This is a genomic window from Pseudomonas fragi, assembly GCF_002269505.1.
GTDB lineage: Bacteria > Pseudomonadota > Gammaproteobacteria > Pseudomonadales > Pseudomonadaceae > Aquipseudomonas > Aquipseudomonas fragi_D.
This window is the reverse complement of the sequence record NZ_NQKQ01000002.1, coordinates 237,187-251,515: the sequence shown is the minus strand read 5'-3', so window position 1 is coordinate 251,515 and position 14,329 is coordinate 237,187. Positions and strand designations below refer to the sequence as shown.

The following is a 14,329-nucleotide window of genomic DNA, read 5'->3' as shown; positions in this document are numbered from 1 at the left end:
GGCTTTAGTTGATTTGCCCGTGACAGTGCTTGTATTTCTTGCCCGAGCCGCAGTAGCACAGCTCGTTGCGACCCAGTCTCTGCTCGTTACGAGCAGGCTCGGTTGCCGCCACAACATCTTCGACGTCAGCACCTTGCAGCACCTGGGCCATCGCATCCGGCTGATCAAGGCCCGGCGCTTCGGCATGCTGGAACTGCATGCGCGAGGCCAGATCTTCAGCTTCCTGACGCAGACGTGCTTCTTCTTCAACCGGATCTTCGCGACGAACCTGTACGTGGGACAACACACGGATCGAGTCGCGCTTGATCGAGTCAAGCAGCTCGGAGAACAGGTTGAACGACTCGCGCTTGTACTCCTGCTTCGGGTTCTTCTGCGCATAACCGCGCAAGTGGATACCGTGGCGCAGATGGTCCATGGTCGACAGGTGGTCTTTCCACAAGTCATCCAGAACGCGCAGCACAATCTGCTTCTCGAACGTGCGCAATGCTTCAGCACCGGCCTGCTCTTCTTTCTCGTTGTAAGCTGCGTTCAGCTCGCTGAGCAGCTTCTCACGCAGGGTTTCTTCGTACAGGTGATCATCTTCGTCGAGCCATTGCTGGATCGGCAGTTTCACCCCGAAGCCGCTTTCGATGGCTGCTTCCAGACCTTTGACGTCCCACTGTTCCGGCAACGATTGTGGCGGAATGTGAGCGCTGATGGTGCTGTCCAGTACATCCTTGCGGAAGTCGGCGATGGTCTCACCGATGTTTTCGGCTGCCAGCAACGTGTTACGCATGTGATAAATCACTTTACGCTGTTCGTTGTTGACGTCATCGAACTCCAGCAATTGCTTGCGGATATCGAAGTTGCGACCTTCAACCTTGCGCTGCGCCTTCTCGATCGCGTTGGTCACCATGCGGTGCTCAATCGCTTCGCCGGACTGCATGCCCAGGGCCTTCATGAAGTTCTTCACCCGGTCAGAGGCGAAGATGCGCATCAGGCTGTCTTCCAGCGACAGGTAGAAACGGCTCGAACCGGCATCACCCTGACGCCCGGCACGACCACGCAACTGGTTGTCGATACGGCGCGACTCGTGACGCTCGGAAGCGATCACGTGCAGGCCACCCGACTCCAGCACTTGCTGGTGACGTTTTTGCCAGTCAGCCTTGATCTGCGCGATCTGCTCAGGGGTCGGGTTTTCCAGGGAGGCTACTTCCACTTCCCAGTTACCGCCCAACAGGATGTCGGTACCACGACCGGCCATGTTGGTAGCAATGGTCAGCGCGCCCGGACGACCGGCCTGGGCGATGATTTCAGCTTCTTTTTCGTGAAACTTGGCGTTCAGAACCTTGTGCTCGATGCCTTCCTTCTTCAGAAGGTTGGACATGTGCTCGGAGGTTTCGATGGTCGCCGTACCCACCAGCACCGGACGGCCCTTGGCCATGCAGTCCTTGATGTCGGCCACGATCGCGGCGTACTTCTCGTCCGCAGTGAGGAACACCAGGTCGTTGTAGTCTTTACGCGCCAGCGGCTTGTTCGGCGGGATAACCATCACCGACAGACCGTAGATCTGGTGGAATTCGAACGCTTCGGTGTCTGCAGTACCGGTCATACCCGACAGCTTGTTGTACAGACGGAAGTAGTTCTGGAAGGTGGTCGAGGCCAGGGTCTGGCTCTCGGCCTGGATGTTCAGGCCTTCCTTCGCTTCGATCGCCTGGTGCAGGCCTTCGGACAGACGACGACCCGGCATGGTACGGCCGGTGTGTTCGTCGACCAGCAATACCTGACCGTCTTCAACGATGTATTCAACGTTGCGATGGAACAGCTTGTGAGCACGCAGTGCAGCGTATACGTGGGTCAACAAACCCAGGTTGTGTGCCGAGTACAGGCTTTCGCCTTCGGCGAGCAGGCCGATCTGGGTCAGCATGTCTTCTACAAACTGGTGACCGGCTTCGTTCAGCTCAACCTGGCGGGTTTTTTCATCGATCGTGTAATGGCCAGCCTTGGTGACTTCGCCTTCAACTTCTTCGATGTGCTGTTCAAGGCGCGGGATCAGCTTGTTGATTTCGATGTACAGCTTGGAGCTGTCTTCGGCCTGGCCAGAGATGATCAGCGGGGTACGGGCTTCATCGATAAGGATGGAGTCGACTTCGTCGATTACGGCGAAATTAAGCTCGCGCTGGAATTTTTCTTCCATGCTGAAAGCCATGTTGTCGCGCAGGTAGTCGAAACCGAATTCGTTGTTGGTGCCGTAAGTGATATCGGCCGCATAAGCTTCACGCTTTTCCTGAGGTGGCTGGAACGGCGTGACAACACCGACCGTCAGGCCCAGGAATTCGTAGAGCGGACGCATCCAGTTGGCATCCCGGCGAGCCAGGTAGTCGTTCACGGTTACAACGTGTACGCCCTTGCCGGACAACGCATTGAGGTAAACGCCCAGGGTTGCTACCAAGGTCTTGCCTTCACCCGTACGCATTTCTGCGATCATGCCTTCATGCAAGGTCATGCCGCCGATCAGCTGTACATCGAAGTGACGCATGCCCATGACACGCTTGCCGGCTTCACGGCAGACCGCAAAGGCTTCTGGCAGCAGTTGGTCGAGGGTCTCACCTTTGGCTATGCGGGCCTTGAACTCTTCGGTCTTGGCGCGCAATTGCTCATCGGTCAGGGCAACCATCTGCTCTTCGAAGGAATTGACGACCTGTACTGTCTTGAGCATGCGTTTAACTTCGCGCTCGTTCTTGCTTCCAAAAAGTTTCTTTAACAAAGGCGCAAACATATCGGCAGGATCTTCCACACATAGGGATGGAGGGCGGCCCCGAGAGTCGCCCGAGCAGCCCTGATGGCCGCATGCGAACGAGCATTCTACCCGGAAACGGCGGTGAGGAAAGTGGCGTTATTCCACGATACTGGTACTGCGTTGTGAAGGGGCCTCCCTAAAATAAGGGCTTTTTGCTGAACTTCAACCCGTTTGCACAAGAAGTTACTCATTGATTTCATAAATAAATTCAGATTTACCTTAGCCCGGACCAGTCAGAGGCAGGCATCTGCTAAGATTGCAGCTCTGTTTTATCAGGTGTTTGAACATGGCATTTCGCCCACATCCAGCACGGGCACCCTCCGTCCTGCTCCGCGAGGCCAAGCCCCTAAAAGCTATTTTCGGCCATGCCAAGCGCCTGGCACACCTGCAACGCCTGCTCGAAAGCCAGCTTCAGCCAGCTGCGAGGGAGCATTGCCACGTTGCCTCATGGCGCGAAGGCAGTTTGTTGCTGATCGTGACAGACGGCCACTGGGCCACTCGCCTGCGCTATCAGCAAAAACGCTTGCTGCGTCAACTTCAGGCCTTTGACGAGTTTGCCAGCCTGACCCGCATTCTGTTCAAGGTACAGCCGCCAACGGTGCAGGCCAAGGTCGCCGGTCACACGCTGGATTTGTCCGCCGACGCCGCCCAGACCATCCAGGCAACGGCCGAAGGCATTACCGACCCTGCGCTGCGCGCCGCCCTTGAGCGCCTGGCGAGCCACGCGCGGCCAAAACCCGACTGATCCTGGCCCTATTGTGGGAGCGAGCAGGCTCGCTCCCACAGTTGCAGTTTTCCTGTTGCGGTTGGCGCAGCCAGCGGCTGCGGCTACAGCGTTTTTATTTGCGCTTACTGCCACCCAGCAACGACCCCAGCAAGCCGCGCACCAGCTGACGACCCATCTGGCTCGCTGCCTGGCGTGCCATCGACTGCAAGGCCTTGCCTGCTGTCGTGCCCAAAAAATCTCCCGCTTGATCAAGAAACCCCGGCTCGTGCGGCGCAGCCTGGGTCTGTGCCTGATCTTGCGGTGCCACGCCCTTGCGGGCCATAAGGATTTCGTAAGCCGACTCCCGGTCAACCGGCTTGTCATAGCGCCCCAGTAACGCCGAACTGCTGATCAGTGCCGCCCGCTCTGCCTCAGTAAGTGGGCCTATGCGCGATTGCGGTGGCGCAATCAGCACGCGCTGAACCATCGCCGGCGTGCCTTTTTCCTCGAGCATGCCCACCAGCGCCTCGCCCGTGCCCAGCTCCGTCAGTACGGCCAGCGCGCTGAAGGCAGGGTTGGGACGAAAGCCATCTGCCACGGCTTTCAGGGATTTTTGCTCTTTGGCCGTAAAGGCCCGCAGCCCGTGCTGGATACGCAACCCCAACTGCGCCAGCACCGTGTCGGGCAAGTCCGCCGGTGATTGCGTGACGAAATACACCCCTACACCTTTGGAACGAATCAGTCTTACCACTTGCTCCAAACGATCCTGCAACGCCTTTGGTGTCCCGGCAAACAACAAGTGCGCTTCGTCGAAGAACAGCGCCAGCAAAGGTTTGTCCGTATCACCACGCTCGGGCAACTGCTCAAAAAGCTCTGCCAGCAGCCACAGCAAAAACGTGGCGTAGACCTTTGGCGCCTCATGCACCAGGCGACTGGCATCCAGCAGATGGATCTGCCCGCGACCGTCTTTGGCCGGCTGCAGAATATCTTCGAGTTGCAGTGCTGGCTCTCCGAACAGGGCCTCAGCGCCCTGCTGCTCAAGGGTCGCCAAACGTCGCAGCAGCGCCTGGCTGGAGCCCGTGGTCATCAGGGCCGCGTCATCGCCAAGCACTTGAGGGTTGTCACGCAGGTGATTAAGCAGTGCCTTGAGGTCTTTGAGATCAAGCAGCAACAAGCCTTCCCGATCAGCCACCTTGAAGGCCGCATAGAGGGCCGACTGCTGGCTATCGGTCAGCTCCAGCAGGCTGCCCAGCAGCAACGGCCCCATTTCACTCAAGGTTGTCCGTAATGGATGGCCAGTTTTGCCCTGTATATCCCACAACGTTACCGGATAAGCCTTGGGCTGGTAATTGAGCCAGGGCATCCCGGCAATCCGTTCGGCGATTTTGCCCTGGGGGTTGCCGGCAGCGCCAAGACCGCACAAGTCACCCTTGATGTCGGCGGCGAAGACAGCCACTCCGGCATCGCTGAACTGCTCCGCCAGACGTTGAAGCGTGACGGTTTTGCCCGTACCCGTGGCGCCCGCCACCAAACCGTGGCGATTGGCCAGGCGCAAGGACTGGGCGATGGGCTGGCCCGAAAGGTCAGCGCCGATTACTAGAGCAGAAGAGTCAGGCATTTTGCCACCTTTGATTAATCTTTCGCGATCGCGGGTCGATACACACTGAATGCTAGACCACAAAAAACCGGATTTAGCGTCGTAAAGCGCCTTGATATCCAGGCAACTTGCCGTGTTTTGGCAGTGCCTTGTCAAGCGCGCGCTTTACCAGAGTGTATGTCGCACACTTTTAGACCTTAGCGGACCCTTCAAGCCATGAATAAAAACCTGCGTTTCAGCCATAAAATCCTGCTTGCCGCGTCCCTGATCGTAATAGCCGCCTTTTCGCTATTTACGCTGTACAACGACTACCTGCAACGCAATGCAATCCGCAACAACCTGGACAACTACCTGCACGAGATGGGCAGTGTCACCGCCAACAATATCCAGACCTGGCTCGGCGGCCGGATCCTGCTGGCGCAAAACCTCGCCGAATCCATCGCCCTGACTCCAGAGCCCGCCCAAGTGGCCAGCCTGCTGGAACAAAAAACCCTGAGCAGTACCTTTATGTCAGTGTATTTTGGTGACAGCCAAGGCGGTTTTACCATTCGCCCTGACAGCAAAATGCCTGATGGCTACGACCCGCGCACCCGGCCCTGGTACAAGGATGCGCTCAACAGCAGCGCCTCAAGCCTGACCAAACCTTATATAGACGCGGCCACCGGACAGATGGTTATAACCATCGGGGCCCCGGTGAAAAAGGCCGGGCAAACCCTGGGCGTAGTCGGCGCCGACATGACCCTGCAAGCCATTATCGACAGTATCAATGCGCTGAATTTCAACGGTATGGGCTACGCCTTTCTGATCGACGCCGACGGTGAAATCCTGGTGCACCCGGACAAAAGCCTGGCGACCAAAAACCTGAAGGATATCTATCCACAGGATACTCCCGCGATCACCACAGCGTTCAGCGAGATCCAGGCCAATGGCAAAACCCGGATCGTCAGCTTTACCCCGATCAAGGGGCTGGGCTCGGCCAACTGGTACATCGGCCTGTCGATTGACAAGGAACAGGCTTTCGCTGCGCTCACTGAATTTCGTACGTCGGCAATCATTGCCACCGTTATTGCCGTGGTTTCGATCATCGCCCTGCTCGGCCTGTTGATTCGCCTGCTGATGCAACCGCTGCACGTGATGACCCGTGCAATGCAGAACATCGCCGAAGGCGAAGGCGACCTGACCCGCCGCCTGGTCGTGGAATCCCAGGATGAGTTCGGAACCCTGGGCAGCGCGTTCAACCGCTTTGTCGAGCGCATTCACGCCTCTATCAGCGAAGTGGCCTCAGCCACCGGTCAAGTCAACGAGGTGGTCCTGCGAGTTGTCAGCGCCTCCAACTCATCGATGCTCAACTCTGACGAGCAAGCCAGCCGCACCAACAGCGTCGCGGCAGCCATCAACGAACTGGGTGCAGCCGCACAGGAAATCGCCCGCAACGCCGCCCAGGCCTCGCACCAGGCCAGCGACGCACGGGGTTTGGCCGAAGAAGGCCAGCAAGTGGTAGAACGCAGCATCAACTCGATGCAAAAACTGTCGCAAATGCTTGGCACATCCAGCGGTCATATCGAGTCACTGAATGACAAGACGGTGAACATTGGTCAGATCCTGGAAGTGATCACCAGTATTTCCCAGCAAACCAACCTGCTGGCGCTGAACGCGGCCATCGAAGCGGCCCGCGCAGGCGAAGCCGGCCGCGGCTTTGCGGTAGTCGCGGATGAAGTGCGCAATCTGGCGCACCGCACCCAGGAATCGGCGCAGCAAGTGCAAAAAATGATCGAGGAATTGCAGGTCAGTGCCCGCGGTTCGGTGAGCACCATGGAAGAAAGCCAGCGTCATAGCCAGGACAGCGTGGAGATCGCCAACCGTGCTGGAGAGCGCCTGATCAGCGTGACCGAGCGCATTGGTGAAATCGACGGCATGAACCAGTCTGTCGCCACGGCAACCGAGGAGCAAACCTCGGTAGTCGAGTCGATCAATATGGATATTACCGAGATCAATACGCTGAATCAGGAAGGCGTCGAAAACCTTCAATCAACCCTTCGCGCGTGTTCCGATCTGGAACAGCAGGCTGCACGCCTGAAACATCTGGTGGGCAGTTTCAGGATTTAAGCTTCAGGCACAACAAGCTGCAGCCCTGCAGCTTGTAGCTCCTGCTCCCAAAGCTCGGCGGCACCGGGGAAATCGGTGCCGTCCTCAGGACTGAGGGCATCCGGGTCGTAGCGACTCAGACAGCCCTCGCCCAAGGTCAGTGGAGCACTGGATGTCGCCTTGTCGAGTGGATCGCTCATCACATCCTCCGCTTGCAATCCTTCGCGAGCAGGCTCGCTCCCACTGTGTTAATCAATAACCGATCAGAATACGACCGTCTTGTTGCCATGCACCAGCACGCGATCTTCAAGGTGATAACGCAGGCCACGGGCCAGCACCATCTTCTCGACATCACGACCGAAACGCACCATATCCTCGATGCTGTCACTGTGGCTGACGCGTACCACGTCCTGCTCGATGATAGGACCGGCATCCAGCTCTTCAGTCACATAATGGCAGGTTGCGCCGATCAGCTTCACGCCTCGCATCGATGCCTGGTGATAAGGCTTGGCGCCCACAAACGACGGCAGGAAGCTGTGGTGGATGTTGATAACCTGGCCTGCATATTCGCGGCACAGATCAGGCGGCAGGATTTGCATGTAACGCGCCAGCACCACAACTTCGGCATCGTGATGCTTGACCAGTCGCGATACCTCGGCAAACGCCGGCTCTTTGTTCTTCGGGTCAACCGGTACGTGATAGAACGGGATGCCATGCCACTCGACCATGCTGCGCAGGTCATCGTGATTGGAAATCACGCAGGAAATATCGCAGTCCAGCTCGTCGCTGTGCCAGCGGTGCAGCAAATCTGCCAGGCAGTGGGATTCGCGGCTGGCCATCAATACCACGCGCTTTTTCTGCGCCGTATCGGTAATGCGCCATTCCATCGAGAACTCTTCGGCGATCGGGGCAAATGCCTCACGAAACGCTTCCAGGCCGAACGGCAGGGAATCGGCACGAATCTCGTGACGCATAAAGAACCAACCGCTCTGGTCGTCCGAGTGGTGGCTTGCTTCTGTGATCCAGCCATTGTGGGAGGCAAGGAAATTGCTGACCTTGGCGACAATGCCGACGCCGTCGGGGCACGCAATCACCAACCGAAAAGTGCGCATGAGGGGAAAACTCCAAAAACTTTACTAAGGCCGCCATTCTAGCGAGTGCGCAGCAAAACTGCAGTATTCGTTGCGGCTCGCTGCCTGCGCCATCGGGTCGCGCACCACAGGCGCCACGCCAGCATCGACGCGGCCTGCACTGCAAAGGACGGACAATTACCGATGTTATTGATCGTCCTTATTAACCTCACTGTACTGCGGTCTATTTAATAGCGCGCATATTGGCGAGGCTAAGTTAATGAATAAAAATTTAAATTAAATAGCCCTTTCATGTTTACTTGCAGTAACTGTCTGACTACTATTGCGCCACTGTCTCCCTGACATCCTTTTCAACATAAGGTTATCCTCATGTCCTTGATCAACGAATATCGTGCAACCGAAGAAGCCATCAAAGAACTGCAAGCCCGCCTGAAGAACCTGTCCGAAGACGACAAACTTCAAACCGAGCTGGAATTTGAAGGCAAACTGCGTACGCTGATGGGCGAATACCAAAAATCGCTACGCGATATCATCGCTCTGCTGGATCCAGAATCCAAAGTTAGCAAAGCACCGCGTGGCGTTGTTAAAACTACCGGCACCAAACGTGCCCGTAAGGTTAAACAATACAAAAACCCACACAATGGTGAAGTGATTGAAACCAAAGGTGGCAACCACAAAACTCTGAAAGAGTGGAAAGCCAAGTGGGGCGGCGACGTGGTTGAAGGTTGGGCTACTTTGCTCGACTAAGTGACACCGGGCCCGCAACTCTTTTTGCGATGCCACTAAAAACGCCAGCTTGCTGGCGTTTTTTATTGCCTGACTTTTAGTCACCCCTTTCGTCTGGCGGGCTCAGCCCGACGCGTCGGCTCAATGCCTTCGCATAGCGCTGCCACTCGGCCAGAAGCTTCAGCTGGGCAGGCGTGGCACTGCGTGAGAGTTCGTCTGCTGCCCGCATAAAACTGTCCAGGGTCAAAGGCGCGCCCATGGCCGGGTCTGTCAAACGTTGCTGGCAGAACTCCTGCCAACGCTGCAGTTCTTGTTCACTCAAGGTATGCGCAAAGTTACGGGCACGGTAGCGAAACAACAATTCGGGCAAACGCTCATCATCAAATGGCCATGCATCTTTGGCCAACTGCTCCGGGTCACTGTGCCTGACCTGCTCACACAGTCGACGGTCTCGATCGCCGATAAAGCCGTCATACAATTGCTGCTCGGGATCTTCACTGGGGGTAAAGTCTTCATGGGCATAAATGGCCGACAACTTGTCTTGCCAAACTTGCTGAGCCTCAACAAGGCTACGGGCTCGGGCGTGATAGAGGTCCATGTCCAGTTGCAAACGCTGTTGGTCCTGGGCCCGCACTACATTCAAGGGTGCGACCACCGGGCAACGATTAATTTGAATCAGCTTTAGCGCAATGGGTAATTGACCGTCGGGTAAATCTTCACGCCGGGTATAGAGCATTTTGCGTAATGCCGCGGCGTCCATGTCCAGTAAAGGTTGGGGATCAAAGTGCAGATCGAACACAATCAGTGCATTACGATTCTTTGGGTGCCAGCCCAGCGGCAAGACCACACCGGCATAATGCCTGGCCGCCGAAAAACGCCCGGAGATATGCAGCATGGGCTGCAACAGTCGAATGTGATCAAGCACCCGTTGTTTGCTGCGTAACTGGAATAACCAATCATATAACTTGGGTTGTTTGTCACGAATCAGCCGGGCCAGGGCTATGGTAGCCCGCACGTCGGACAACGCATCGTGGGCCTGGCCATGATCGATCCCGTTGGCGGCCGTCAAACGCTCAAGCTTGAGGGTCACCCGCCCGTCGTCCTCAGGCCAGACGATCCCGTCAGGTCGCAGGGCATAGGCGGTGCGCACCACATCAATCAGGTCCCAGCGACTGTTGCCGCCCTGCCATTCCCGCGCATAGGGGTCGAAGAAATTTCGGTACAGGCTATAGCGGGTAACCTCGTCATCGAAGCGCAGCGAGTTGTAGCCCGCCCCGCAGGTGCCGGGCAATGCCAGCTGGGCATGGGTGCGGGTCATGAACTCGGCCTCGCCCAGGCCCTTGTCTTCGAGACGGGCGGGCGTGATACCGGTGATCAGGCAGGCCATCGGATGCGGGAGAATATCGTCGCTGGGCTGGCAATAGAGATTGACCGGATGATCAATTTCGTTGAGATCAAGGTCGGTGCGGATGCCGGCCACTTGCACCGCCCGGTCACAGCGCGGGTTGATGCCAGTGGTTTCGTAGTCGTACCAGAAGATAGAGGTCACGGGGGGTTCCTGAGCAGTAGACCTCGACAGTCTAGGCGCTCAAACCCGCGCAAGACCAGCCCTTGCGCTAGGCAGAGGCCTGCAGGGGCTGAAAGCTGAAGTAACGCTGCAAGGCACTGATCAAGCCGGCATAGTCGGCAGGCGGCTGATACAGGATAAACCCGCAATCGTAATAATTGGGCGTTGCATCTTCGCGACACCACAGGCAGCGCGCCGTCAGATCAATAAACGGCGGGAATCCGTCAATGTCGGGAAGTTTTATACGAAACTCGAAATTGGCGTCCACCAACATGGGTAACTGGCTGATCAGCATCAACCCGCCATCGGACACATTGCCCAAAGAACCAATGGGCTGATCTGTGAACCGATTGAACACCTGGAGGAAAAACTTCAGTTGGTGCCGCTGGATAAGCCGTTCTATGACCATGTTCGATTTCACTAAAAAGAGGCCATTCAGCATGGCCGCGCTGGCGTCTAGAAACGCCCTGCCCCACACACCCGGTTCAACGATTACGTGTAAATCTGCTCGCCACCTTCACCTGAAGCTCGACATATCAAACAACCGAAGGAATAAACAACCTTTTGAGTACAGCAGAAAACAAAAGGCACTCAAACGAATTTAATAGTAGCCAACCGGTTACAAATGACCAGTTTAAATTTCGACCATCATGGAATGGTCAACGGTACGCTCTGGGCGGTTGTACCAGGGCCCGGGATGAACTTGAGAATGCGCAGGGTCTCGATCCGCGCCTTGGCCCGGTAGGCGTACTCGCTCTTGGGAAATTCGTTGATGATGTACTGGTAAGTCTGGGCCGCATCCAGGTAAAACTTCGTACGCTCAAGGCACAGTCCCCGGAGCATAGCTGTTTGTGGCCAGATGTACGGGCGACTGCGGCTGTCGCGATCAACCTCGGACAACTCAAGCATTACAGCTTCACAATTGCCCCGGTCGTAAGCACGGTAAGCATTGTTCAAATGGTGGTTCATCGACCAACGGGTGCAACCTGTCGCGCTGGCGACCAACAATAAAACGAGCATGATTCGCATGGGGTATCTCCTGTTCACAACAGTGTATCGACCCCACGGCCAGATTCTTCAGACAACAGACCCGATGCACCACAACTTAAGCAGAAAGTAGTGCAGAGGAACAATGACTACAGCCAAAGACCATAGTAGCCTTTGGCAGCGCTTGAACTCAGGAGTCTTTGCATGTCTGTTCGTCGAACCAAAATTGTTGCCACACTTGGCCCTGCCAGCAATTCACCGGAAATGCTGGAACAGCTGATCCTCGCTGGCCTGGACGTTGCCCGTCTGAACTTTTCCCACGGCACCCCCGACGAGCACAAGGCTCGTGCCAAGCTGGTACGTGACATTGCTGCCAAGCACGGTCGTTTCGTCGCCCTGCTGGGCGACCTGCAAGGCCCGAAAATTCGTATCGCCAAATTCGCCAACAAAAAGATCGAGCTGAAGATCGGTGATCAATTCACCTTCTCCACCAGCCATCCGTTGACCGAAGGCAACCAGCAAGTGGTCGGTATCGACTACCCGGATCTGGTTAAAGACTGCGGCGTCGGCGACGAGCTGCTGCTCGACGACGGCCGTGTGGTCATGCGTGTAGACACCGCCACCGACGACGCGCTGCACTGCACCGTGCTGATCGGCGGCCCGTTGTCCGACCACAAAGGCATCAACCGTCGCGGTGGCGGCCTGACCGCGCCGGCCCTGACTGAAAAAGACAAGGCCGACATCAAGCTGGCTGCCGAAATGCAGGTCGACTACCTGGCCGTGTCGTTCCCGCGTGACGCTGCCGACATGGAATACGCCCGCCAACTGCGCGACGAAGCAGGCGGTACTGCCTGGCTGGTCGCGAAGATTGAACGCGCCGAAGCCGTAGCCGATGACGAAACCCTCGACGGCCTGATCAAGGCCAGCGATGCGGTCATGGTTGCCCGTGGCGACCTGGGTGTTGAAATCGGCGATGCCGAGCTGGTGGGCATCCAGAAAAAAATCATCCTGCACGCACGTCGCCACAACAAGGCAGTGATCGTTGCAACCCAGATGATGGAGTCGATGATCCAGAACCCGATGCCAACTCGTGCCGAAGTGTCCGACGTTGCCAACGCCGTTCTCGACTACACCGACGCCGTTATGCTCTCGGCTGAAAGTGCTGCCGGTGCCTACCCACTGGAAGCCGTGCAGGCCATGGCGCGTATTTGCGTCGGCGCTGAAAAGCACCCGACCAGCAAAACGTCCAGCCACCGTATCGGTAAAACGTTTGAAAGCTGCGACCAGAGCATTGCGCTGGCGGCCATGTACACCGCCAACCACTTCCCGGGTGTCAAAGCGATCATCGCCCTGACTGAAAGCGGCTACACGCCGTTGATCATGTCGCGCATCCGTTCTTCGGTGCCGATCTACGCGTACTCCCCGCACCGTGAGACCCAGGCGCGCGCAGCGATGTTCCGTGGCGTTTACACCGTACCGTTCGACCCGGCATCGCTGCCGCCAGAACAGGTCAGCCAGGCCGCGATTGACGAGCTGCTCAAGCGTGGCGTTGTGGAGAAAGGCGACTGGGTCATCCTGACCAAGGGCGACAGCTACCACACCATCGGCGGCACCAACGGCATGAAGATCCTGCATGTCGGCGACAAAATGGTTTAAGCCCTGTAAAGCTTGAACCCAAAGCCCCGCCTGAGTGATCAGACGGGGCTTTTTTGTGCCCTCAGCTTCGCGTCAAAAAGGCATCGGCCAACAGCTGATTGCGCGCCAAGCCCGCCATAAACAGGCGCCTGGCAAAGGCATCGACCGTGTCGGGGTGGCCGCAGACCAGGGCGTGGGTCTGGCGCGAGACGATACGCATCTGTAACAGATAGTCGGGCAACTGCGGGCGCTCAAGGTATTCGACCACAAGCTGTGGACAAGCCCCTGCCAAGGCCTGCAGTTCATCGCGCAGGTAATGTTCAGTCTGGTCGCGGGCGACATGCACCAGCCGGATCGGGCCTTGATGATCCTGGCGCAAGGCCTCGCGCAATACGCCATACAACGGCCCCAGGCCGGTACCCGACGCCAGTAGCCAGAGCGGTTGCTCCTGCCAGTCCGGGTCATAGCGCAGCGCGCCGCCACGCAACTCGCCCAGTCGCACAACGTCACCGACCTTGAACTGCCGCGCCGCATCGACGAACTCACCGGGGTGCGCACAATCGAGGTGAAACTCCAGAAAGCGGTCTTCATCGGGCAGACTGGCCAACGAATAGGGGCGCGCAATGCCACCGGCCCACAGCACCACATGCTGACCTGCGCGATAACGCAACGGGCGCGGCACCGACAGACGCAAGCGCAGCACGCCGGGGCTCAGCCAGTCGAGGGCCGCCACTTCAGCCGGCAAGCCATCACGCAACGGGTCGAAGGTTTCCACCTGTAAATCTGCGACCACCTGGCACTGGCACGCCAGGCGCCAGCCCTGCTCACGCTGCTCCCGACCGAGGGCCTCGGGCTTGAGATCGGCGGGTTCACCACGCACACAGTGCACCAGGCAGGCATGGCAACTGCCCGCCCGGCAACTGTAGGGCACCGCCACACCGGCCTGATTGAGAGCGTCGAGCAGGTTGGCGCCATCGGCAACCGACCAATGCCGGTCGGCAACGCGTAATTCGGGCACTTGCGGGTTCCTGTGGCAAAGTAGGGCTGTAGAAGTTCTGATGTGGGAACGAGCCTGCTCGCGAAGGTCGTTCGCGAGCAGGCTCGTTCCCACGTCTGCGACCATTGATTGAGCTACGACGAGTGTATCAGGCAGTGT

12 protein-coding genes and 1 pseudogene are annotated in these 14,329 nt (G+C 57.5%); 5 read left to right on the top strand and 8 right to left on the bottom strand.

Features of this window, described 5'->3' with window-relative positions:
• Positions 1-4: 4 nt before the first annotated feature.
• On the bottom strand, positions 5-2,758 hold the full coding sequence (secA, locus tag CJU81_RS03675; RefSeq protein WP_095035533.1) for a preprotein translocase subunit SecA: 2,754 nt from the start codon (positions 2,756-2,758) through the stop codon (positions 5-7).
• A gap of 307 nt (positions 2,759-3,065) precedes the next feature.
• Between secA and CJU81_RS03670 the strand changes: the two genes are divergently transcribed.
• Positions 3,066-3,524 carry a DUF721 domain-containing protein gene (locus tag CJU81_RS03670; RefSeq protein ID WP_095029657.1) on the top strand — a complete coding sequence of 153 codons (459 nt, stop codon included), beginning with the start codon at positions 3,066-3,068 and terminating at the stop codon, positions 3,522-3,524.
• 94 nt (positions 3,525-3,618) lie between these two features.
• Here the strand turns inward: CJU81_RS03670 and CJU81_RS03665 are convergent, their stop codons facing one another.
• Positions 3,619-5,103: a helicase HerA-like domain-containing protein gene (locus CJU81_RS03665; protein WP_095035532.1), complete on the bottom strand. Its 1,485-nt coding sequence runs from the start codon at positions 5,101-5,103 to the stop codon at positions 3,619-3,621.
• A gap of 195 nt (positions 5,104-5,298) precedes the next feature.
• On the opposite strand from CJU81_RS03665, the pseudogene CJU81_RS24430 reads away from it, so the two are divergent.
• Both CJU81_RS24430 and CJU81_RS24425 read left to right on the top strand, forming a co-directional pair.
• A pseudogene (locus tag CJU81_RS24430) lies at positions 5,299-6,333 on the top strand (HAMP domain-containing protein); the annotation flags it as partial.
• A gap of 90 nt (positions 6,334-6,423) precedes the next feature.
• On the top strand, positions 6,424-7,188 hold the full coding sequence (locus CJU81_RS24425) for a methyl-accepting chemotaxis protein (RefSeq protein WP_440974963.1): 765 nt from the start codon (positions 6,424-6,426) through the stop codon (positions 7,186-7,188).
• On the opposite strand, the gene CJU81_RS03655 is transcribed toward CJU81_RS24425, so the two are convergent.
• The gene (locus CJU81_RS03655) at positions 7,185-7,367 is read right to left on the bottom strand and encodes a hypothetical protein (RefSeq protein ID WP_095035530.1); all 183 of its coding nucleotides are present in this window, start codon (positions 7,365-7,367) and stop codon (positions 7,185-7,187) included. The two genes, CJU81_RS24425 and CJU81_RS03655, sit on opposite strands and share 4 nt — an antisense overlap.
• 63 nt (positions 7,368-7,430) lie before the next feature.
• Entirely contained in the window at positions 7,431-8,279 is an 849-nt protein-coding gene (purU, locus tag CJU81_RS03650) for a formyltetrahydrofolate deformylase (protein ID WP_016782207.1), read from the bottom strand.
• A 348-nt stretch (positions 8,280-8,627) separates the two neighbouring features.
• Between purU and mvaT the strand changes: the two genes are divergently transcribed.
• The gene (mvaT, locus tag CJU81_RS03645) at positions 8,628-9,005 is read left to right on the top strand and encodes a histone-like nucleoid-structuring protein MvaT (protein WP_048363549.1); all 378 of its coding nucleotides are present in this window, start codon (positions 8,628-8,630) and stop codon (positions 9,003-9,005) included.
• Between the two features lie 76 nt (positions 9,006-9,081).
• Here the strand turns inward: mvaT and sbcB are convergent, their stop codons facing one another.
• From sbcB to CJU81_RS03630, 3 genes are all read right to left on the bottom strand, one after another.
• A complete protein-coding gene (sbcB, locus tag CJU81_RS03640) occupies positions 9,082-10,533 on the bottom strand; it encodes an exodeoxyribonuclease I (protein ID WP_095035529.1) in 1,452 nt (483 codons plus the stop codon).
• A 67-nt stretch (positions 10,534-10,600) separates the two neighbouring features.
• Positions 10,601-10,960, bottom strand: coding sequence for a PilZ domain-containing protein (locus CJU81_RS03635; protein WP_095035528.1), 360 nt, complete (start codon positions 10,958-10,960; stop codon positions 10,601-10,603).
• A gap of 239 nt (positions 10,961-11,199) precedes the next feature.
• Complete coding sequence (locus tag CJU81_RS03630) at positions 11,200-11,580, bottom strand: tetratricopeptide repeat protein (RefSeq protein ID WP_095029663.1); 381 nt, start codon at positions 11,578-11,580, stop codon at positions 11,200-11,202.
• A gap of 162 nt (positions 11,581-11,742) precedes the next feature.
• Between CJU81_RS03630 and pyk the strand changes: the two genes are divergently transcribed.
• Positions 11,743-13,194 carry a pyruvate kinase gene (gene pyk / locus CJU81_RS03625; protein ID WP_088377893.1) on the top strand — a complete coding sequence of 484 codons (1,452 nt, stop codon included), beginning with the start codon at positions 11,743-11,745 and terminating at the stop codon, positions 13,192-13,194.
• A 61-nt stretch (positions 13,195-13,255) separates the two neighbouring features.
• Here the strand turns inward: pyk and CJU81_RS03620 are convergent, their stop codons facing one another.
• A complete protein-coding gene (locus tag CJU81_RS03620) occupies positions 13,256-14,191 on the bottom strand; it encodes an iron-sulfur-binding ferredoxin reductase (protein ID WP_095035527.1) in 936 nt (311 codons plus the stop codon).
• Positions 14,192-14,329: the final 138 nt, after the last annotated feature.